This window comes from Sphingomonas montana (genome assembly GCF_001956315.1).
Lineage (GTDB): Bacteria > Pseudomonadota > Alphaproteobacteria > Sphingomonadales > Sphingomonadaceae > Sphingomonas_R > Sphingomonas_R montana.
Genome location: NZ_MOLY01000012.1, coordinates 1 through 19,178 on the forward strand (window position 1 = coordinate 1; position 19,178 = coordinate 19,178).

Genomic DNA, 19,178 nt, shown 5'->3' on the forward strand with positions numbered 1-19,178 from the left:
GGGGGGGAGCCCCTGACGGTAATTACGGAACGGCTGCTGCGCCAGTATCTGGTGAAGCGAGGGCATGCCAGGTTTGCGCCATGAGCAAGCGGCGCGACCCAAGCCCTGAGTTTGACCTATTCATCCCGGCACTTGGGGATCTCTCGCTCAAGGATCAGCGGGAGGTAATGGAGCGTCCGTTCTTCTCGCTCCAGAAGCGTAAGCGCCTGAAGCCGATCGAATACCAGAGTCCTGATGGCGATGCCTGGGTGCGCGTTCAGGCGATACCTGACTATGGAATGGCGACGATCTGGGATGCCGACATCCTGATATGGGCAGCATCAACGCTGAATCGTATGAAGCAGCAAGGGGTCAATGACCTGCCCCGTACGCTAACGACGACGCCCTACGACCTGTTGCGGGCAATTAAACGCGGCACGGGCGGCCGGGACTATCAGGAGCTTCAGGCAGCGCTCCTTCGTCTCCAGACAACATCCATAACCACGTCGATCCGCGCCACGACACGCCGGCAAAAGGCTGGCTTCAATTGGCTGGATAGCTGGACCTTTGATACCGACGCGGATTCTGAACAGCCTCGCGGCATGACGCTAACCCTATCGGATTGGGTGTACGACGGGATCGTGAACGAGAAGTCGCTTCTCACGATGCATCCTGATTATTTTCTGCTGTCAGGTGGTCTTGAGCGCGCTCTGTACCGCATCGCGCGCAAACACGCCGGATCGCAGCGTGGCGGGTGGGTGTGTCGTGTAGAGCTGTTGCGGGACAAAACGGGTAGCGATGCCAAGCCCAAGGAATTCAACCGGATGTTGCGACGGGTCATCGAAGCCGATCAGCTTCCCGATTATGGCATGGAACTGACCCACACCGCTGACAAAAGCCCGGCCGTGTTGTTCAGGCTCCGCGGCGAGGCAGACGCCTTGGCCTTCGCCGAGAAAACGCGCGTGGAAGAGGAGCGTCGGCTTCGGTTTGTCGCCGATCAGCGTCGAGCTAATGAGGTCGATGCCCGTATGGATCAGCTAGCCGGGCGACGGTAACTATCGGGGTTTCACCCACCGCATCGAGTATATCGGGGGATCACACACCACTCCCGCAGAGGATGGTTGGCCTCAAACGGTAAGACGTAGGAGGTTAAATTCCGCCAGCCTGTGGATAAGTAGCGTTCGCATGGATTTTAGCGGCTAAAATTTCGGGGTTTCACCCACTTTTAATTCGGGGTTTCACACACCCGACTATCGGGGTTTCACCCACCAAAGCACGGGGTTTCACCCACCGCGTCATCCAGCAAGCCTTTGATATAGCTAGATAATTACCCCTGTTTTCAAGCCTTAACCTTCTTAAAGATTCTATTTAATAGAATCACTTAACCCAAATACTCAACGCACAATCACTAGCCAGCGGTCTTATGCAGAATTGGCCGATGGCCAATACGTTTTCGTTTCGTGCCGGCTATCGCCGTCACAAGCCGGCCTAACGGCCGGGCGCTTCCGGTAAAAACAGGCCTTAAGGGCGGTGTGTACGTGCAGCGGCATTGCGAAACGATATGCTTCAACCATTGCCCTCATTAACCCGTTCTGCGATCCTACACAGGCGGCACGGTCAATCCCGTCCGCGGGGCGTCGTAACCCCTTCATCACGTCGATCTGGTCGAGTTTCTCGGCCGGGTGGCCGACGCACATGTCCAGGGCTCTGCCTAAAAGCGGCGGCGCCTTGTGCGACGTGCAGGGTTACGAACGCCCGGCTCCGGCCGGGCCCTGCCTCCAATTTCGCTCAGGAGGCCGGTATGAAACAAGATTACGATATGACCGTCGAAAAACTCCACGTGGTCAGAGATCGGTTGGAGGCCACGATAGATCTGGTCGCAAGGCAGCTTGATAGTCATCCCGAGATTGTAGCCATGTGCTTGGTTGCAATCATTGGTGATCGATACGGGCGCGAGGCGTTGGAAAGCCTGATTATCTCTGCGCGCGGAATGCGCCAGACGCTCATCAATGGAGAGAAGGCCGACGCTCGGGAGGCAAGGCAAGAACATCAGCGTCAACAGAGATCGAGGCGGGCCGGATCCTAATTAGCGCAAACGACCTCCGCAGCCGGCAATGGGTTAACCATTCAGGCCCCTAGCGCGTGATGACGAATAAAGACCATTTGGCGCTGGACGTGATCGGCATGATCGAACGTCAAAATCCACGATCAGTTTATTCTGGCGTTTAGAAACCGTTTATTTTCTCTTTCAAAAGTGAATAGGCCACCGTTTCAAAATCGTTTAACATGTTGATATGTAACGAAAAATGCTAAGTGCCTATGCGAGGCGCGAACTCTAAACGCTCACATAATCAGCATATAATCAGATCGTAACGGGTTCTAAACGGCCCTCTGAACGCGAAATACGGGGCAGGATAGGTAATGTTAGCTAACCCGCGAGCGGGCCAGCCAACATCACATCACCTTATTCGCAGCGGGGCTGCTCAACGATATCCTGCCTTACGATGGCAGCGGCTACCGCCGTTGAGGAGAATGCGATGATCAAACCGAACGAGAGCGGGGGTGATTCAGGTGGCGAGAACCGTCGTCGCGGCCGACACCTTCGTGTCCCGGTGACAGTGGAAGAGGGCTGTCAGATCGAGCAGTTGGCGCAGCAAACCGGTTTGTCGATCGCAGCATATCTCCGCCTTGTCGGGCTTGGCTATCAGCCCCGCAGTGTGGTTGATCTCGACAAGGTGCAGGATCTTGTTGCGATTAATGGCGACCTTGGCAGGCTTGGAGGCTTGCTCAAATTATGGCTTTCCGATGATGCAAAACTTGCGGAGATGGGCCCCGAAAAGGTGAATCGCATCATCCGCGGCGTGCTGGAAAAAATCGAGGCGAACCAGGTTGAGCTTCGTGAGGTTGCGAGGGCTGTACTGAAGGTACGCCAGCGGTAACGCTCCTGTCGCTCGTAGCGGACCCTTCCTTAGTATAGATGGCTGAGTTAGGAACAGAGGAAGAGCATTACGAGAAGGTACCATGAACAACGGCCGAAACAGGCAGAGCATGCAAATTGGAAGGAAGCCCGCGGCGAACCTTCACCATGCGACCCGTCTCGCCGAACGGATTGGCCAACCGCTCAACCAGTTCATCACGATCAACTACACCAAAACGGCATGCAGGCCAGAAGACGCCAGTGCAAGGTTTCGGCTTTTGCTGGCAAGCTGGTTTGCACGCTGGCTCCGTCGACATCCGAGAAACCGGAAGGCCTGTCAGCCGACCTATGTGTGGGTCTTCGAAGCGGCAGGAGGTCAGACCGCTGTCCATTGGCTCGTGCACATACCCCGTGGGCTCATCAGGGAGTTTTGGGGCATGGTGCCTCAATGGGTGAAGGCTACCGTTGGTCCGGACATTGAATCTGGTACCGTGAAGCATCGACGGATCCACAACGTCACCGGCCTGAAGCGCTACGTCCTGAAAGGTATGGATCCGCATTTTGCGCGCGCGTGGCAAATACGACCGTCTCCGCAGGGGATGATCGTAGGGAAGCGTAGCGGGTTCAGCCGCAATTTGGGGCCTGCGGCTCGCAAGGGAATGAACTATCGTCCTCAACGGCGTCAGTCGGGCCAGTGGGCAGCAGCGACCACCGTATGAAAGCGACGAGCTGAGCAGAAACTTCCCTGTTTGTTCTTGTTTTTCGGGAATCTGAGAGACAGGGTGGCACAAATATTCCCAGAGGTGCCCGTGCGATCGTCTGTATCTGATTTTTCCCGCCTCCGTACCAGCGCCGGTGTCAGCATCGACGCCTTTGCGGCCAGCTCGGGCTTCTCACGGCGCACCGTTTATCGTTGGGAGCGCGGTGAAACCCCGCCACGAAAAGCCGCTGTGCGAATGCTGGACACGCTGATCGCTGGTCATCGACAGGCCGGGGAAGGGGCCAAGAAGTTCCGGTTTATTGACCTGTTTGCCGGCATCGGTGGCTTGCGTCGTGGATTTGATATGGAGGGCGAATGCGTCTTCACCAGCGAGTGGGACAAATATTCGCAGAAGACCTATCTCGCAAACTACGAGTGCGACCATGAGGTTGCCGGTGACATCACCAAGGTACCGGTTGAGAGCATCCCTGCCCACGATCTGCTGCTCGCCGGCTTTCCGTGCCAGCCTTTTTCGATCGCGGGCGTGTCGAAGAAGAATGCACTGAACCGGCCGCACGGCTTCCTCGACGAGACGCAGGGCACATTGTTTTTCAACGTCGCGAAGATCATCCAGCATCACCGGCCGCGCGCGTTCCTGCTGGAGAACGTCAAGAATCTGGTCAACCATGACAAGGGCCGGACGTTCGAGGTCATCCACCGCACGCTGGTCGAGCTGGGCTATCAGATCCATTGGAAGGTCATCAATTCCAAGTCGTTCGTGCCCCAGCAACGTGAACGCATCTTCATCGTCGGTTTTCGTGATCCGAACGCCTTCACCTTCGCGGATCTGGAACTGCCCGATCCGTTCACCGGGCCGCGGCTAGGCACCATCCTGCATCCCGAGAACGGAAGCGAGGAACTGGACGAACCCTACACGCGTGGCAACATCGCATCGGTGTCGGACAAGTACACGCTCACCGATCACCTGTGGCGCTACCTTCAGGGATATGCGGCAAAGCATAAGGCGGCCGGTAACGGTTTCGGGTTCGGGCTGGTCGGACCGAGCGACATCGCCCGCACGCTGTCCGCGCGCTACTACAAGGATGGGTCAGAGATTCTTGTCGAGCAGAAAGGTAAAAACCCTCGCCGCCTTACTCCACGCGAATGCGCCCGGCTGATGGGCTTCGACGAACCGGGCGGCCGGGAGTTCATCATCCCCGTGTCCGACACTCAGGCCTATCGCCAGTTCGGCAACGCCGTTGTCGTGCCGGTAGTGAAGGCGGTTGCTGCGCACATGATGCCGTGGCTGGTCGATGGCGCGGATGCAAAACCAGAACAGCCGGAGCGGATCATGGCCTTTGCCGGGTGATGTAGTCGACGCGGCGACCCGCAGCCGGATGATGGCGGGGATCAAAGGGAAGGACACGAAGCCCGAGTTGGTCGTGCGTCGAGGCCTTCACGCGCTCGGCTTCCGGTTCGTGCTTCACGATCGCCGCCTGCCCGGCAAGCCCGACATGGTGTTGCCGCGCTGGCACGCCGCGGTCTTTGTCCACGGCTGTTTCTGGCACGGGCATGACTGTCCGCTGTTTCGCTGGCCCGGTACGCGCCAGGATTTCTGGCGGCAGAAGATCGGCCGCAACCAGGAACGTGACGTCGAGGTGGAAGCCGCGCTTGACCATGCGGGCTGGCGCATGCTGAAAATCTGGGAATGCTCGCTGAAGGGCACTGGGCGGATCGGCGTCGATCGCGTGGTGCCGCTGGCGGCCGACTGGCTCCGTTCAGGCGAACGTGCCGGCGAGATCAGGGGGACGGTGCGTGCCAGTGGGTGATATTCTCGAATGGCTGGACGAGCATGGCGGGCCAGGGTTCACCTGGTACGTGAAGCGGTTGTCGGGCAACGATACGCTGGCAAACGGAAGCCATCAGGCTGGCCCCTATATTCCGCGTGAAATCCTGTTTCGGGTGCTTCCCGCCCTCAACCGGCAGGACGTGAAGAACCCTGACGTGTGGTTTAATCTCTACGTGGATTCCCATGCCGATCACCGGCAGGTCCGGGCAGTCTGGTACAACAACCACTATCACGACACGAAGGCTAGGCGTGGTCGTGACGAGACGCGGGTTACGAACTTCGGGGGCGGCGCTTCTGCCCTCCTCGATCCCGAAAGCACCGGTGCACTGACGGTGTTCGCGTTTGCCGCGGCCGATCCGGCAGCGGTGCCCGAATGCCATGTCTGGGTCTGCCGTCATGAAACCGAAGAGGATCTCGTCGAGGATCGTGTCGGGCCGGTCGAACCTGGCAAGTGGCTGCTGTGGCCTCCTGCGCAGGGTGGCCTGTTCCCGACCGATGCCCAGCCGGCCGTGCGGACGAGTTGCTGGCTGGGTGACGATGAGATCCCGGCAGCGTGGCGACTGAAGTTTCCGACTGGCGCCGATATCATTCGCAAGGCGGTCGACCTGCGCGACGACAGTAGTCTTGATCCCGATCGCCGGTTGATCCGGCGCCGGGAATGCGAGTTCGAGATATTCCGGAGCGTTGAGCAGGCGATCGAGCTGCCACATATCACGGCGGGTTTCACCAATATCGATGGCTTCATCGCACGCGCGCAGACCATCCTCCAGCGCCGCAAGGCTAGGTCCGGTCATTCGCTGGAATTGCACGCGCGGGCGATCTTCATCGAGGAGCGGTTGGTCGAGGGCACTCACTTCGCGCACCAGCCGGTTTCCGAGGATGGGAAGACGCCCGACTTCCTGTTCCCGTCGATTGCGTCTTACCGTGATCCCGCCTTCCCGGCCGATCGGTTACGCATGCTGGCGGTGAAGACGACATGCCGCGATCGATGGCGGCAGATACTGAACGAGGCCAATCGTATCCCGATGAAGCACCTGTTGACGTTGCAGGAAGGCGTATCGGAAACGCAGTTTCGAGAGATGACAAATGCAGGCGTGCAGCTTGTGGTGCCGGCCGGACTGACTGAGACATTTCCCAAAGATGTCCGGCCCCACCTCCAGACCTTGGAAAGCTTTATCGGCGATGTGCGATTGTTGCCAATCAACGTGTAGTTTTGACTGATTTCATATATGATTTAGCCACAAGAGCAGCAATAATCTGCGGTGAACTCACTTTCACCGTGTCTTGGATATCAAACCCGTATGAAGATCACCTATCACGGACGCAAAAGCCGCCGTGCTAATCCAGAACCCAAGCTTGAGGGTGATGTCCTCGAACTACTTGCTAATAATTGGGATGATTTTGGAAACAAAACCACTTTCATGACGGCCTGCCGCATAGGCGGCGATCTAATTGAGCTCGGCCACCTCAAACTGATGGTTGACGGCCATCACACCAGTGAAACCTATCTGGACGAATTACTAAAATCTGGGTGGGATGGTGTATTTCCAATACCAAACTCAAGCTATCTATCGGTTCCAGGCGAGATCACTTTCTATGAACAGTTAAACGACGTTCTCGGCGCTGAATCTACGCGAGATGTTGCGCTTAAACTACGAGATGCGAGTTATCTTGTGCAGATCGATAATGACGTCGATGCTTTACGATTGATTGAAACCGACGCATTTCGAAAATCGCTCCAACGCGAACGCGGGGAGATAAAATCCTATCTAGACGGCTGGAAGGTATTTACTGCCCAGACCATGGCGGTGCTAGACCTTGGGTTCCGCTTCAGGGATGTGTGCGACGCCATCTCAACACTGGAACTCAAGTTTGGGACACGGGGATTGCTGCCCCATGGCGTCAATGTCCTGATTGGTCCGAACGGCGTCGGAAAATCGCAAATCCTCCATCAGATTGTTACCGATTGGCTGGATGATGCCGAGGAAGGAAAGCCGCGGGATACGGGCTTCGTCGAAAAGCCCAATCTCAGTCAAGTCGTGGTAGTATCCTATAGCCCGTTTGAGCGGTTTCCCGTCGATTTGCTTGCACACAAGCTTCAAGACAAGGATATTTACCGTTACTTCGGATTCAGGGATCGATCCGTGAGTAAAACGCCGGGGAAAAAACTACCGGGAATAGTGCTGACGCATCAAGCGCCGAAACGAAATGCTGCGGCGTCGCTCTTGGACTGTCTAGCTGACGATATTCGATACCGAGGCCTCCGCAGTTGGGCTAAAAAGCTGGAGACAGCCGAACGCGTGCTGAAAACTGCGTTCGCCTTCGACTATGCGGCCCTGCATGTAGGTGACGCGACCGGCCGCGCCAGCCGCTTTTACACGGATACGATGCTTGTCGATCCGGTCTCCATCGATGTTGATGAGCAGCGCTACATCCCGGTCAGTTCCGATCGTATTGATGAAATCGATCTTGATAAGATACGTGAGGCTTTTAATCCAGCGGATGGCGTGACTTTCTTTCGAAATGGAGAGAAAGTTGAGCTTAGCTCAGGCCAAAAGCTATTTTCTTTCATTGTTATAAATATTCTAGGAGCAATTCGTAGAGACAGCCTTATTCTTATTGATGAGCCAGAATTGTTTCTCCATCCTACGCTAGAAATTCAGTTCATCGATATGCTCAAGACGATCCTTGATCGCTTTAACTCAAAAGCACTGGTGGCAACACATTCGCTGGTAACGGTTCGTGAGGTGCCGACTGATTGCGTTCATGTCCTTGCTCGTACGAAGGATGGATTCTCAATCAAGCCGCCTCCGTTTCAGACTTTCGGCGGCGATATTCAACGGATCAGCTCCTACGTCTTTGGCGACAGTGAGGCTTCCAAACCCTTTGAACGCTGGATAATTGAACAACTTAAGGAGTTTGGTGATGCCGACGCGCTTATCGCGGCGCTCGGCAAGGACATTAATGAGGAGCTTACGATCCAAATCCGCGCGATGGAGCGTGAAGGATGGTCATGAAGCTGGACGAACCCACAGCGTCCAGTCTCGATCTTGTCGATGCGATCGTCGCCGAGCGGACACGCGAACCCAACCGGACTTTCTTTCGGTCGATCGCGGTCGAGTGGAAAGCTCGCATCGGTGTCTATATCGCCCAAGGTGGCTCGCCAGAGCATGTCCCTACATGGCCTGCGATCATGTCGAGCGCTACGAGCTTTAAAACGCTCTACAGTCATCCTGCTGACGGCTCAGCACAGGGTAGTATGCTGAGTGTCCTTCGTGCGCACGAACTCGACGTTTGCCCTGCCTGCGGCTCGCCGGGCGTACCGGATACGCTTGATCATTATTTGCCCAAAGGCCGGTTCCCACACTTTGCCGTAACGCCGATCAATCTCGCGCCCATGTGCGATCCTTGCCAACGCAAGAAGGGTGAGAAAACCGGTGGTGTAGATGCTGCGCGCTATTTTATTCACCCCTATCTGGACACGTTTTCCACCGCGCAGATTGTACTTCTGACAATTGATCCGCCCTATGTGACGCCGACTTTTAATCTGTCACCGCATCCTGATCTGACCGACGGGGAAAAAGCACTTGTCGCAACACATCTCAGAGAGCTCGAAATCGCACGCCGCTACATTCGTTTTTTTCGCAATGAGCACCGGCGGCTGATCCGGAATGTGGCGCATATGCGCAGATACGATCAGGATGTAGTTGCCACGATCGAAAGCTGGCGGGAAGGGCAAGCTGATCCAACTCCCAATGCTTGGCAGCATCTGTTTTACGCGGCGGTCGTAAAAGATGCGGATTTTATTGAATATCTGACGCAGGGTGTATTACCTGTGTATCCTTAGAGAATATCGGGCTGAGAAGGCACAATAATAGTTTAATATCAATTAAATATGTACATTATACCTCTCATAGTACATCAGTCTTCAGTATTATTGTGATGCTCAACTTTGATTTCTAAATCTCGTTCACCGGAGGGCGCCGAGGCAAGCGGTGAACTGGGAAGGTCGACCGGCAATCGCTCGGCCGCGAGCGCACTCTTCAACCCACGCAGGCCTTCAGCAAATGCTTCATAATTGACGATCTGCGATGCGGGTTCGTCGTCCAGCTTGAAGTCACGCCGGAGGCCTTGGAGCCGATTGCGAATGGCGTCCGCTTCCTTAGATCCATCGAGCAGGCTTTCGATATCCTCGAACAAATCGGCTGCCTGCTCGCGGCGCGCGGCAGTCTTGTGATCGCGTAAGAAAAGCCGCTGCTGGCGATCAACCATCTGCGATAACCGCTCTTTGCGCGCTGCACGTTCTGCATCCCGCCGTGCAACGTTGATCATCTTGAACAGTGCTCGCATGCGACCGAGGAAGATATCGATAGATGCGTTCAGGTCATTTTGGCTGGGAGTGTCGCGGCAAATTTCGATAACCGCCCGGGCGAAGGCCAGTTTCTCAATATGTCCGCCGAGCTGCCGCGCTGCATGATCGACGGCGTCGAACATCGGGCGACCACCATCGGTAATCGCGGCTTCGACGGCGACATGCTCAAGTGTCGGCGCTTTTGCGGTACGAAACTGCGTCACTTCCTCAATGCAATAATTAGCAGCTGCGACCGCGAGCGGAAGCGGGATATAGTCTTCCAGCTCCTGAATCTCAGGCCCGCCTTTGCCAAAGTCTACGCCACCCACTTGCAGGATATGGCCGGCGTCGATCAGGCCTTTCAATTTTTTGTCGGTTTTGAACGCTTTGGCTGCGTCATTGCCCGCTTTATCTGAATCGAGCAACGCGACAACAGGCGGCTTTTCCGCATCGCGCCCCCGAACAAGATAGACCATGTAAGGAACATGGCTGGCTGAGCCACAAGGAACGACAACCAATCTGTTAAGATCGAGCGTATCGTTTTCCATGCCGGGGTGGCGGTTTCGGATGATCCGCGCGGCACCCGCCAGCAATACCTGATCCGTGACCCCTTCGACCAAGAGGTTGACCGTTCCTACGAAGGCGGTCTCTCCAACGAACGCGCCAAACGCCGAGCGAAGAGGTTCATAGTGATTCTGGGAGACATTGCTGACGACCTGCGTCCCGTCGAGGCCGCGCCCCTTTTCCAGGACTCGGATGCGCTCGGCATGATTCTTGTCGATAAGGAATGGCGAGTGGGTAACATAGACCACTTGTATCGCTGGCCTGTCCGGATGGGTTTCTGCCATATCCCGCAGGATACGCATGAGGTCTTGTTGAGCTTCAGCGGAAAGATAGGTGTCTGGCTCGTCCATCAGGAGAATGCGTTCGCGCAGCGCGTTGGGCCGATGCGACTGGGTTTGAATCAAATAAGACAGGAAGTATTTGAGACCCGCGCTGCGTTCCTCAAAGGTATATTCCGTACCGGTGCGATCGCGGATCGTAAAAACCAGTTCGTGTTCGCGCGGCGTCACCCGCAGCTCGAAATCGCTGTCCTGAACCCACCACTTTCGAAAATTGAGATGACGCTCAAGCTGCGCATTGATGCTGTCAGTAAGGGCATTGGCATAGCCATCATGACCATCTGCAATCGCGTCGGCCAGCTCGTGAAGGCTCGCTGGTTCGATTTGAGCCAGATCGAGCAGGAGCGTACGCGCTAATTTCAGCGATGCGTCTGACGCCGGCGTCGAGGGCATCGACGTCAGGGCGTTGGCGAATGGGCGAAGCAGCGAGAACAACGGTGCCGCGTTCGCTGCGACCGAGGTATGGTCCGCTCCCAGCATGCCGCCGATCGATGCCACGCTTTCGATGAGTGTTGATCGTGCCCGGCGGTTCGTACTGAGCGTTGGTCGTGAGGCGTCTGTTGCGATCCAACTGAACGGTACTGAGTCAGGCAGTGCCACAGTGGAGTGAATACGAAACGGCTGAGGGAGAATCTGGCCGCTCAACGTCGCGCCGTCGGAGGAATCCAAGTCGAATCTCTTCCAAGTCCCGTCAGTTTCGGGAAGCCAAACTGTAAGAACGTCCGGACCTTCTCGAAACATCATGAAGCGATCAGGCGGTGTCACATCCTGGCCGAGGAGGCTCGCCAGTGCTGTTGCCTCGCCGGATTCAAGATCCTTCCAGGCAATCCCGAGATGTGGCCAGCAAGTGCGATCCCGTTCGACGCCGAAAAAAGGTGAGTACCGGCAGAGATCACGTAAATTGAATTCTTGGCCTGTCACCGCTTTCTCTATGGCGCTGAGGAGATGGCTCTTGCCTGACTCGTTTGCGCCGACGATGGTCGTCAAACGATCGTCTATTGGTACTTCAACGTACGGGAACCACTCCCCATCGTACTGTTCCCAATCTCCCTTGGGCTGAGCGTTTCGTGCTGTCTTACGGACAGTATCAAAGTTAAACGACTTGTAGAAACGGGCATACACGGTCGCGAGCTTCATGTTTCATCCTGCCTAACGCTTCGTGCGGCCGGACAAATCCCGACAAGCTATCGCCGCCCCTGAACAAACTGTAGCAACTCGAATAGCGCCGGTCATCCATGGTTCCAGCCATCGTAAACTCGACTGTTCGCTGCGGTATCCTATCGCTACGCGGTAATCGCCAGCGTGCGTCAGATCGAACCAGCCGCGATAAGGAGGCCGGCCAAAGCAGGTTCTACCGCAGCGGCGCGGACCAACGCTGCGAGGTCGATCCGTTCGGCTATGCCCGCATCAGTCGAACAGCATACAACGCCGAACGCATGCGCGACGGGCGGGCCGGTAAGGAACGGCGCGGTCAGTGGACGGTTCGTCGCCATGTGCGGCGACCCGGATCAAGGACGTTGCCGTGGGCGGGTGGATCGTCCAATCATGGCAGCATGAGCTACTTTTTCCGATCCCTATCAACGCGGTCATTTTGGAAGTACGCCCTGCTGACTCCCGCAGGGGCTTCCCGCGTGTTCGCCGCTGTAGGCGTCATATGGACCTTTATCGAGCTACTCGACTTTTTCGGCATCTATCAGCAAGCACAGTATAGCAAATTTGCTATCATCCCTGTGCTTGGCGCAGGTATCTTGTTTGCTGTGGCACGAGTAAGACCCGTCTCACGCATTGTGTACAAAATTCACGGCCGTGACTTATCGATAGAAGTTAAAATAGGCGATCTACTCGACGCAACTGGTGGTGTGGTAATTAGCAGTAATGCAACATTTGACACCGATATTGCCAGCGGTCTAATTTCCATAAATAGCCTTCAAGGACAATTTGCTACAAAGTTCTTTGAGGGAAATACCAATGATATCGATAACCAAATTGTAAATAGCTTGGCTCAGCAACCCAGCATTCAAATCGACCGGCCTTTCGGCAAGCAGTTTGAGTACGATATCGGTACCGTCGCACAGATTAATTCACATGGTAACGCCTATTATTTCTTGGCTATGTCCAAGCTCAATGAGCAGCGCAATGCCTACTCAAGCGTCGAGATGATAGACACCGCGCTCAGGCAGCTATGGCCGTTTGTCCGCAATCAAGGCGAGATGCAGGATTTATCTATCCCTTTGCTTGGTACCGGCCGAGGGCGGGTTGGCCTTCTACGGAAGAAGATGATTGAGAAAATAGCTCAATCGTTCGTAGACGCATCGCGGGATGCTCCATTCGCCAAGCGGCTGATAATCTATGTGCACCCCAGTGATGCCGATAACTTCGAGATAAATTTGTTTGAGGTGAGGGACTACCTCTCTCAAAGTATCCACGCATAGCTAAATGCTTATACCAAAGTTTCTATGGGCCTCTGCGGAATAGTGGCCCAAACCGCCGCCACTCGGAGCCTTGCTCAAATTGAACTGGCCTATGGCATCATCGATTGCGGCTCGCTTGAATGGAATATGGATCGCTTTAGCGGTTCCATTATCAATCCGGTCAGCAAGCGCCTTGGGCCATAGTGGTCTAAGCGTAGCCGGGTTAAGAATGGACGTGTAATCCGTATAAGTAACGATCAGTGGTATTTTGCAGTTATCGATAGCATAGGCAATTTCATAAGGCACAAAGTCGGTATCGACCTTTGTAGTCTTGCCCACGATTAGGACCATATTTTTAGAATCATCAAGACGTAGGCGAAGGCTCTTCATAATCGTGGCCTTAGCAGCGCCGTCTCTGACGGCCTTCTGCTTGTCATGGCTATTGATGAACTTGAAGTCTGTCCCGTCATTCTCGTGCCAAGCTTTTAGCATTCGATAGTATCTAATGTCGGATGCCGTAGGGTCTGTTTTGCCTTCAGCATGGAATGCGATGTAAGTTCCATTACGGTAAGCCATGTTCCCTCCCTGTTATCAGCAGTTTGGGAGCACTGTTGAGACGATGCAAGGCTAGATCGCTTGGTTAGCTCCAAAGCGGCTACGACTTGAAATTGCTAAAGATATGCGTGTTGTTGCCCCCTAAAGGCCTGACAGGGCCTCGCAGGTTTGCGCGATGAACTCGCGGGGTGATCGATAGCGCAAAGCGCGGTGCGGATGCACCTCATTATAATGGGCGAACCAGCCGGGCAGTTGGTCGATGACGCTCTGCGCATTCGGCCTGGGGTTCACGCGGACATAATCGCGCTTGAGGGTGCGAACGAACGCCTCAGCCATGCCGTTCGATTGAGGACTGCTGACCGGGGTCGTGCGCGGGATCAACCCGATGTCCCGGGCGAACGCACGTGTGTTGCGAGCGGTGTAGCAGCTGCCGTTGTCGGTAAGCCACTCGATCGGTTGGGGCACGCGGTTCACCCGTCCGTAGCGATGCTCAACGGTGGCGACCATCAAGTCCTGGACATCCTCTGCGGTAATGCCGCCCGTCGTCGCCACGTGTCCCATGGCCTCCCGGTCGCAGCAGTCGAGCGCGAATGCGACGCGTACTTTCTCGCCATTGTCACAGGTGATCTCCAACCCGTCAGAGCACCAGCGGGTGTTGCGCAGATCGACGGCGACCCGGCCGTCGTGACGCCGTTCCTCGCGGCGTTCGCCGTCTCGCTGTAGCAGCAGCCCGTGCACTTTCATGACGCGGTAGACGCGTTTCGGATTAGGCGCTTCGCGCCCAGTCTTTTCAGCCTCCCGGCGCAACAGAGCATGAACGCGGCGATAGCCATAGGTCGGCAGATCGGCGACGAGCGCGCGGATGTCGGCGACCAGCTCGGCATCTGGTAGCGGTGGTCGTCCGCGTGGTCGGGGCGCAGGGCGATGGCGCATTGCGGACAGGTGTGGGCGAGCAATTCCGACCGCGCCTGACACCGCGCTCACCGTCCATCCAGCGGCAACGAGGTCGAGCGCAACAGCAGTTTTTTTGGGCCTGCGGCCCGGGACACGGCCTCGCGGAGCAGCTCGTTCTCCATGGCCTTCTTGCCGAGCAGCCGGTGCAGTTCGCGCACCTGCGCCTCGAGCGCACGGTACTCGGACGCTGGCACCACTTCCTCGCCCGCTGTCGCGGCGGTCAGCGCACCCTGCGCCATCAGGCGCCGCCAGGTGAAGATCTGATTGCCACCGATGCCGTGCCGGCGGGCGACGAGCGACACGCTCATCCCCGGTAGATACGTCTCTTCGACGATCCGGACCTTTTCCTCCGGTGTCCACCGCCTCCGGCGCTGAACACCGGAGAGAATCTCGCCATCGTTGTAACGCCTGGTCGTACCGTCAGTCATATGCCTCACTCTTATCTAAGAGCGGGGCCCTGTCAGGTCATTTAGGGGGCCACCTCAATGCGAGAGCGGCACTCGGATAAGAGCCATCGCCTTTTACCCCGTATAGCGGATTTGTTCGATTTTCACGATGGTGGGAATGGTGGGCCCGCCGTGCTCGGTAGCTTCCTTGTCGAGGGCCGCGTAACAGGTCGCTTCCTCATCAGCGTGCCGTCCCTCGTAGGTACTCTCTACCTTATGATCGTTGGAAGAGACTGCTCACGGTGACCTTCCTAAGGCTCCCCGTCGCTCGCTCACCTACTATTCAAAGCTTCCTCTCCTTGTGCGGAAAACAACCGTTTGTTGAACGCATACAGATGGTGCGGCCCAGGCCGTTACGTGTGGATAACAGCGTTGGTTGGCACTCGCTGTCAGCGAGTGAACGTCCCCCTGTATCCGCGTTCCGGCCCGGGCCGCTGGTAAGTTCATGTCCGCAACTCTTCGTATGCCAGTGTGGCTAGGCCTCCGAAACGACATAGTTAGAGAAGGCTGGCATGACGTGGTCGTTCCACACCTCGGCACCCGTCAGCTTGTCACCTGCGCCGTTGATATCTTCAAGCCCAACGTCACTGATCCGAACGGCTGCCGGCACATAGCGGAGTGTCAGATCGTCAAAACGGATCTCACGGCTTGGAAACTCACGGCTGAAATCCTTGAGCTGTGGCACGAGCCGATGATGGAGTTGATTATCGACCCGCCCTTCATCGTGCGAAATCTGCGCACGCAACTGGGCAGAGACGACATCGTCCACTGTTGGCCTAATCAATGGCGCATTCTCAACCGCGACGATGGGCGGCGTGTATGCGTTCATCGGATCGCCCGTTGGGTTCTGTAGCCTTATCGTGCCGTCGACAATCACAAAGGGGGGCGCCACAACCCACGCGTGGCCAAGTTCGGCACCCGGAAAGTCGGGAATGTCGCACATCGACTGTCCCCGCCACAGTTCCTCATGCGCAACCTCAGCGATCATCGAACCCTTAAGGCCGAAGCTCCACACTCCAAGCCTATCGAGGATGCGCGGCAGCATAGATGATACGTGGACACAGCTGCGCTGCATATTTTCGCGTTCAAACAGATCTGCTAGAAATGCAGTCAACCGCGGCACAATGTCGCGAACCCGCTGATCATAGTCGGCGGTTCGCGGCCGGGACTGCACCCACAGCGCATATTGGTTCAGAAATTCGGGATCACGACTTTCCTCGGCGACAAATGCCGGCTGATCGTAAAAGCCGAACTGCGCCGTATCGATCCCAAGTAGGCGTAATCTATTTTCGGCACCTGTATGTGCCGAGGCGCGAGCTGCCGCTCGCTGTTTGGCCTCCCCCATCGTCTGCTTCTCCGCTTTTCGTTATGGTCATCGCTATGGGTCACGGAGGCCTATAACTCAACGTAATGTTCAACAAACGTCCGTTTGATGCACACCGCCGGCAGTGATCGAAAACCTAGCCGTTTATGGCGTTGAAATGTTCAACAACCCGTGCGAGAAACTACGTTTAGAAACCGTGTTATGCGGATTGAATGTTGAACATGACGTCCTCCCCCCTCCCCGACCATGCTGGCACGCGCAGGATTGGATATGCGCGCGTGTCCACGGCCGACCAGGATCTTGCGCCCCAACTTGACGTGCTGCGCGCGAAGGGGTGCGATCCAATCTACTCGGAGCATGCGTCCGGCAAGCAGGCCGACCGACCCGAGCTGTTGAACGCCATGAAGGCGCTGCGCGCCGGGGACACGTTGGTCGTGTGGCGGCTCGACCGGCTCGGCCGATCGCTGCCTGACCTGATCGCGAACGTGAACGAGCTGGCGACGCGCGGCGTTGCCTTCGAAAGTATCACCGAGGCGATCGACACCACCACGGCGTCCGGCAAGCTGGTGTTCAATATCTTTGCCAGCCTCGCCGATTTCGAGCGCCATCTTATCAGTGAGCGCACCCGCGCCGGCTTAACCGCCGGACGCGCGCGTGGTCGTATGGGAGGCAGGCCCCCTGCCCTCACTCCCAAGCAGCTCCGCGAAGCACGGCTGTTGCTTACCGATCCGGACGCGACGGTGACGGCCGTGGCCGAACGCTACGAGGTTAGCCGAACCACTCTCTACAAGGGGCTGAGGGATCTTGCGGCCAAGGAAGGGAATACATGAGAGTCATATTCATTCGTCACGGCCAGAGCACCGGCAACGCCGGCATGCCGTGCCATGATCTGGCGACGATCGAGCTGACGGAGAAGGGTTGGGGCCAGGCCCGTCAGGTCGCGACGGACTGGACCGAAGCACCATCGCTGATCGTGACCTCGCCTTTCTTGCGTACCCAGCAGACGGCTACCCCGACAATCGAGCGCTTCCCCGACGTGCCGGTGGAGGTGTGGCCGATCGAGGAGTTCACCTATCTCCAGCCCTCCCGCTGGAACGGCACCTTGTCGGCAGACCGGACACCGCATCTTGTACGGTACTGGGGCGAAGCAAATCCGGCCTATTGCGATGGCGAGGGCGCGGAAAGTTTTGGTACGCTGCTGCGCCGCGCCGAGGCCGCTTTGGGGCGGCTTGCGGCCCTCCCCTCCCCCGGTCCGGTCTATGTTTTCAGCCACGGGCAATTCATTCAGGCAGTGCGGGCCGTTGTCACGGAATCCGAGCTGGACGACCGTGGCAAGATGCTACGCTTTTGGCGCAAGGGTGAGCCGCCGGCGATCGGTAATGCCGAGCTGGTGGAGTTCGAATGGTCGAGTCTTCGCTGGCAGCACCAAATTCCGACAACGCAAACAATAAGCTAATGTACGACTAAGCGACTAAGCGATTAATGTCGTATATTGGTGGAAAGCGGACGCTATCGGCGTATTCGCGATCGGGCCTCGTTGAGGCTTTCTCGATTTGCGCCGCCTGCATAATTGGGATTATCCGCTTGGACGGGATCGTCCTCCCAACCGCAGAAATCGCAGATTTCCCAGTTTCCATACTCACCGATCGCGTCCGAACCGCAGCACCGACAGCGTGACCTTGGCGTTGAGGAGAGCTTTTCATCTGACATTCGATAGGTATCGCTGGGGTAGCCCATGTCTGCAACTGGGCGCTTTCTGCCGGCAGACCTCTGTCATATCCTTGCTTGCCGGCTAAGCGGATAAGCTACTAAGCGACCATCCTTGTGCTAAGCGACTAAGCGATATAAGTCGCTTATAAGCTTAGCGATAGGAGCACGTATGCAGATCTGGGCGGTCATCGCGCAAAAAGGTGGGCAGTCCAAAACCACTCTTTCCACGGGCTTTGCCGTTGAGGCGGCACGGGAAGGAGCATCCGTCGTCATTCTTGATGCTGACGATCGGCAGGGATCAGCCCTCTACTGGTCAGAGCGTCGCGATTCTGACGATGTGATGGTGAAGGACAGCAGCGTCGCCGGTCTGCCCCTCCATATCTCGCGCGGTCGGGGTAGCGGCAAGATCGATCTCATCATCATCGACACGCCCGCAAACTCGAAGGACATTGCTATGCTGGCGGCCGAGCAGGCGGACTTTGTCATCATCCCTGTCGCGCCGCGCGGGCTGGATGTTCATTCCGTCCTGCAAACCATCAAGCAGGTGCAACAAGCCGGCACTCCGTTTGCCGTCATCCTAACCCAGGTTCCACATCAGGGAGGGGAGGGGCAGGAAGCCCATGCCGGCTTTTCGGCCAAGGGCGTGACTATGTTCGACAGCCGCCTTCATTTTCGCAAAGACTTCTACAAGGCCACGCCTCTTGGAAAAACGGCGGCTGAAACCGAGCCTGACAGCAAGGCAGCGGCCGAGTTGCGATCAGCCTATGATGAGGCTAAGCGACTAAGCGGCTATACGACTAAGCAAGTAAGCGAGGTGGCATGATGGCGAAGAAGGTTTCAGCGCTTGCCGGCATCTTTGATGACGAGCACGAGGCAGCACCGGAACTGGCACCTGTGCCGGTTGCCACACCTCCTATTGAGGCGGATACGCCAGCAAAAAGCCCTGTCGCTCGAAGCTCACGCCGATCGACCGCATCAGCCCCGGGTCGGAGCAGTCATCCAGGCAAGAAGCCCGTGTTGATCCATATTCCTGAGGATATGCATCGCACGCTGCGCCAGCTTAGTGTGGAGGAGGGGGGG

Annotated in this window: 19 protein-coding genes; 14 read left to right on the plus strand and 5 right to left on the minus strand. The window is 56.8% G+C overall.

Annotation, left to right across the window (positions count from 1 at the left end; all coding sequences use genetic code 11):
* Positions 1-80: 80 nt before the first annotated feature.
* From BKY59_RS06715 to BKY59_RS17300, 9 genes are all read left to right on the plus strand, one after another.
* Entirely contained in the window at positions 81-1,034 is a 954-nt protein-coding gene (locus tag BKY59_RS06715; RefSeq protein WP_076069952.1) for a replication initiator protein A, read from the plus strand.
* A gap of 746 nt (positions 1,035-1,780) precedes the next feature.
* Positions 1,781-2,065, plus strand: coding sequence for a hypothetical protein (locus tag BKY59_RS06720; protein ID WP_129586241.1), 285 nt, complete (start codon positions 1,781-1,783; stop codon positions 2,063-2,065).
* A 418-nt stretch (positions 2,066-2,483) separates the two neighbouring features.
* Positions 2,484-2,918 (plus strand): plasmid mobilization protein, encoded by a 435-nt coding sequence (locus tag BKY59_RS06725; RefSeq protein WP_240499992.1) that lies wholly within the window; start codon positions 2,484-2,486, stop codon positions 2,916-2,918.
* 82 nt (positions 2,919-3,000) lie between these two features.
* Complete coding sequence (locus tag BKY59_RS17295) at positions 3,001-3,615, plus strand: hypothetical protein (protein ID WP_129586242.1); 615 nt, start codon at positions 3,001-3,003, stop codon at positions 3,613-3,615.
* Between the two features lie 90 nt (positions 3,616-3,705).
* Positions 3,706-4,965, plus strand: a complete 1,260-nt coding sequence (gene dcm, locus BKY59_RS06730; RefSeq protein WP_076069998.1) for a DNA (cytosine-5-)-methyltransferase — start codon at positions 3,706-3,708, stop codon at positions 4,963-4,965.
* Positions 4,919-5,425 (plus strand): very short patch repair endonuclease, encoded by a 507-nt coding sequence (locus BKY59_RS06735; protein WP_076069994.1) that lies wholly within the window; start codon positions 4,919-4,921, stop codon positions 5,423-5,425. Before dcm ends, BKY59_RS06735 begins: the two co-directional genes overlap by 47 nt.
* Positions 5,418-6,656, plus strand: a complete 1,239-nt coding sequence (locus BKY59_RS06740; RefSeq protein WP_076069959.1) for a type II restriction endonuclease — start codon at positions 5,418-5,420, stop codon at positions 6,654-6,656. Before BKY59_RS06735 ends, BKY59_RS06740 begins: the two co-directional genes overlap by 8 nt.
* A 90-nt stretch (positions 6,657-6,746) precedes the next feature.
* Positions 6,747-8,462, plus strand: a complete 1,716-nt coding sequence (locus BKY59_RS06745) for an ATP-binding protein (protein ID WP_076069963.1) — start codon at positions 6,747-6,749, stop codon at positions 8,460-8,462.
* Entirely contained in the window at positions 8,459-9,292 is an 834-nt protein-coding gene (locus tag BKY59_RS17300; RefSeq protein ID WP_129586244.1) for a hypothetical protein, read from the plus strand. The genes BKY59_RS06745 and BKY59_RS17300 overlap by 4 nt, the downstream gene beginning before the upstream one ends.
* A gap of 74 nt (positions 9,293-9,366) precedes the next feature.
* On the opposite strand, the gene BKY59_RS06755 is transcribed toward BKY59_RS17300, so the two are convergent.
* Positions 9,367-11,835: an AAA family ATPase gene (locus BKY59_RS06755; protein WP_083671938.1), complete on the minus strand. Its 2,469-nt coding sequence runs from the start codon at positions 11,833-11,835 to the stop codon at positions 9,367-9,369.
* Positions 11,836-11,933: 98 nt separating this feature from the next.
* Between BKY59_RS06755 and BKY59_RS17305 the strand changes: the two genes are divergently transcribed.
* Positions 11,934-13,130 carry a macro domain-containing protein gene (locus tag BKY59_RS17305; protein WP_129586245.1) on the plus strand — a complete coding sequence of 399 codons (1,197 nt, stop codon included), beginning with the start codon at positions 11,934-11,936 and terminating at the stop codon, positions 13,128-13,130.
* Here BKY59_RS17305 and BKY59_RS06770 read toward each other — a convergent pair whose 3' ends face one another.
* From BKY59_RS06770 to BKY59_RS06785, 3 genes are all read right to left on the minus strand, one after another.
* Positions 13,131-13,685: a TIR domain-containing protein gene (locus tag BKY59_RS06770; RefSeq protein ID WP_076069971.1), complete on the minus strand. Its 555-nt coding sequence runs from the start codon at positions 13,683-13,685 to the stop codon at positions 13,131-13,133.
* 120 nt (positions 13,686-13,805) lie between these two features.
* Positions 13,806-15,046, minus strand: a protein-coding gene (locus BKY59_RS17065) for an IS3 family transposase (protein WP_129586246.1) whose coding sequence is annotated in 2 segments (ribosomal slippage) — positions 13,806-14,699 and positions 14,702-15,046 — 1,239 coding nt in all. Because the reading frame shifts where the segments join, the coding sequence is not laid out codon by codon here.
* 493 nt (positions 15,047-15,539) lie between these two features.
* Positions 15,540-16,409 carry a hypothetical protein gene (locus tag BKY59_RS06785; RefSeq protein ID WP_129586247.1) on the minus strand — a complete coding sequence of 290 codons (870 nt, stop codon included), beginning with the start codon at positions 16,407-16,409 and terminating at the stop codon, positions 15,540-15,542.
* A 191-nt stretch (positions 16,410-16,600) separates the two neighbouring features.
* Between BKY59_RS06785 and BKY59_RS06790 the strand changes: the two genes are divergently transcribed.
* Together BKY59_RS06790 and BKY59_RS06795 are read left to right on the plus strand one after the other, a co-directional pair.
* Entirely contained in the window at positions 16,601-17,218 is a 618-nt protein-coding gene (locus BKY59_RS06790; RefSeq protein WP_076069978.1) for a recombinase family protein, read from the plus strand.
* Complete coding sequence (locus BKY59_RS06795) at positions 17,215-17,844, plus strand: histidine phosphatase family protein (RefSeq protein WP_076069981.1); 630 nt, start codon at positions 17,215-17,217, stop codon at positions 17,842-17,844. The genes BKY59_RS06790 and BKY59_RS06795 overlap by 4 nt, the downstream gene beginning before the upstream one ends.
* 53 nt (positions 17,845-17,897) lie before the next feature.
* Here the strand turns inward: BKY59_RS06795 and BKY59_RS18330 are convergent, their stop codons facing one another.
* Positions 17,898-18,125 carry a CPCC family cysteine-rich protein gene (locus tag BKY59_RS18330; protein WP_420822080.1) on the minus strand — a complete coding sequence of 76 codons (228 nt, stop codon included), beginning with the start codon at positions 18,123-18,125 and terminating at the stop codon, positions 17,898-17,900.
* A 142-nt stretch (positions 18,126-18,267) separates the two neighbouring features.
* Between BKY59_RS18330 and BKY59_RS06805 the strand changes: the two genes are divergently transcribed.
* Positions 18,268-18,921, plus strand: a complete 654-nt coding sequence (locus BKY59_RS06805) for a ParA family protein (RefSeq protein WP_076069988.1) — start codon at positions 18,268-18,270, stop codon at positions 18,919-18,921.
* Positions 18,918-19,178 (plus strand): hypothetical protein (locus BKY59_RS17915; protein ID WP_240499993.1); only part of this gene is annotated, 261 nt, incomplete at its 3' end. The genes BKY59_RS06805 and BKY59_RS17915, both read left to right, overlap by 4 nt.

Coding starts and splice junctions, on each gene's coding strand:
- BKY59_RS06735 (WP_076069994.1), top strand. CDS start 4,919: ATGCAAAACCAGAACAGCCGGAGCGGATCATGGCCTTTGCCGGGTGAT.
- BKY59_RS06755 (WP_083671938.1), bottom strand. CDS start 11,835: ATGAAGCTCGCGACCGTGTATGCCCGTTTCTACAAGTCGTTTAACTTT.
- BKY59_RS06790 (WP_076069978.1), top strand. CDS start 16,601: ATGTTGAACATGACGTCCTCCCCCCTCCCCGACCATGCTGGCACGCGC.
- BKY59_RS17300 (WP_129586244.1), top strand. CDS start 8,459: ATGAAGCTGGACGAACCCACAGCGTCCAGTCTCGATCTTGTCGATGCG.
- BKY59_RS18330 (WP_420822080.1), bottom strand. CDS start 18,125: ATGGGCTACCCCAGCGATACCTATCGAATGTCAGATGAAAAGCTCTCC.
- BKY59_RS06785 (WP_129586247.1), bottom strand. CDS start 16,409: ATGGGGGAGGCCAAACAGCGAGCGGCAGCTCGCGCCTCGGCACATACA.
- BKY59_RS06715 (WP_076069952.1), top strand. CDS start 81: ATGAGCAAGCGGCGCGACCCAAGCCCTGAGTTTGACCTATTCATCCCG.
- BKY59_RS06770 (WP_076069971.1), bottom strand. CDS start 13,685: ATGGCTTACCGTAATGGAACTTACATCGCATTCCATGCTGAAGGCAAA.
- BKY59_RS06745 (WP_076069963.1), top strand. CDS start 6,747: ATGAAGATCACCTATCACGGACGCAAAAGCCGCCGTGCTAATCCAGAA.
- BKY59_RS06725 (WP_240499992.1), top strand. CDS start 2,484: ATGGCAGCGGCTACCGCCGTTGAGGAGAATGCGATGATCAAACCGAAC.
- BKY59_RS06720 (WP_129586241.1), top strand. CDS start 1,781: ATGAAACAAGATTACGATATGACCGTCGAAAAACTCCACGTGGTCAGA.
- BKY59_RS17295 (WP_129586242.1), top strand. CDS start 3,001: ATGAACAACGGCCGAAACAGGCAGAGCATGCAAATTGGAAGGAAGCCC.
- BKY59_RS17305 (WP_129586245.1), top strand. CDS start 11,934: ATGGTTCCAGCCATCGTAAACTCGACTGTTCGCTGCGGTATCCTATCG.
- BKY59_RS06795 (WP_076069981.1), top strand. CDS start 17,215: ATGAGAGTCATATTCATTCGTCACGGCCAGAGCACCGGCAACGCCGGC.
- BKY59_RS06805 (WP_076069988.1), top strand. CDS start 18,268: ATGCAGATCTGGGCGGTCATCGCGCAAAAAGGTGGGCAGTCCAAAACC.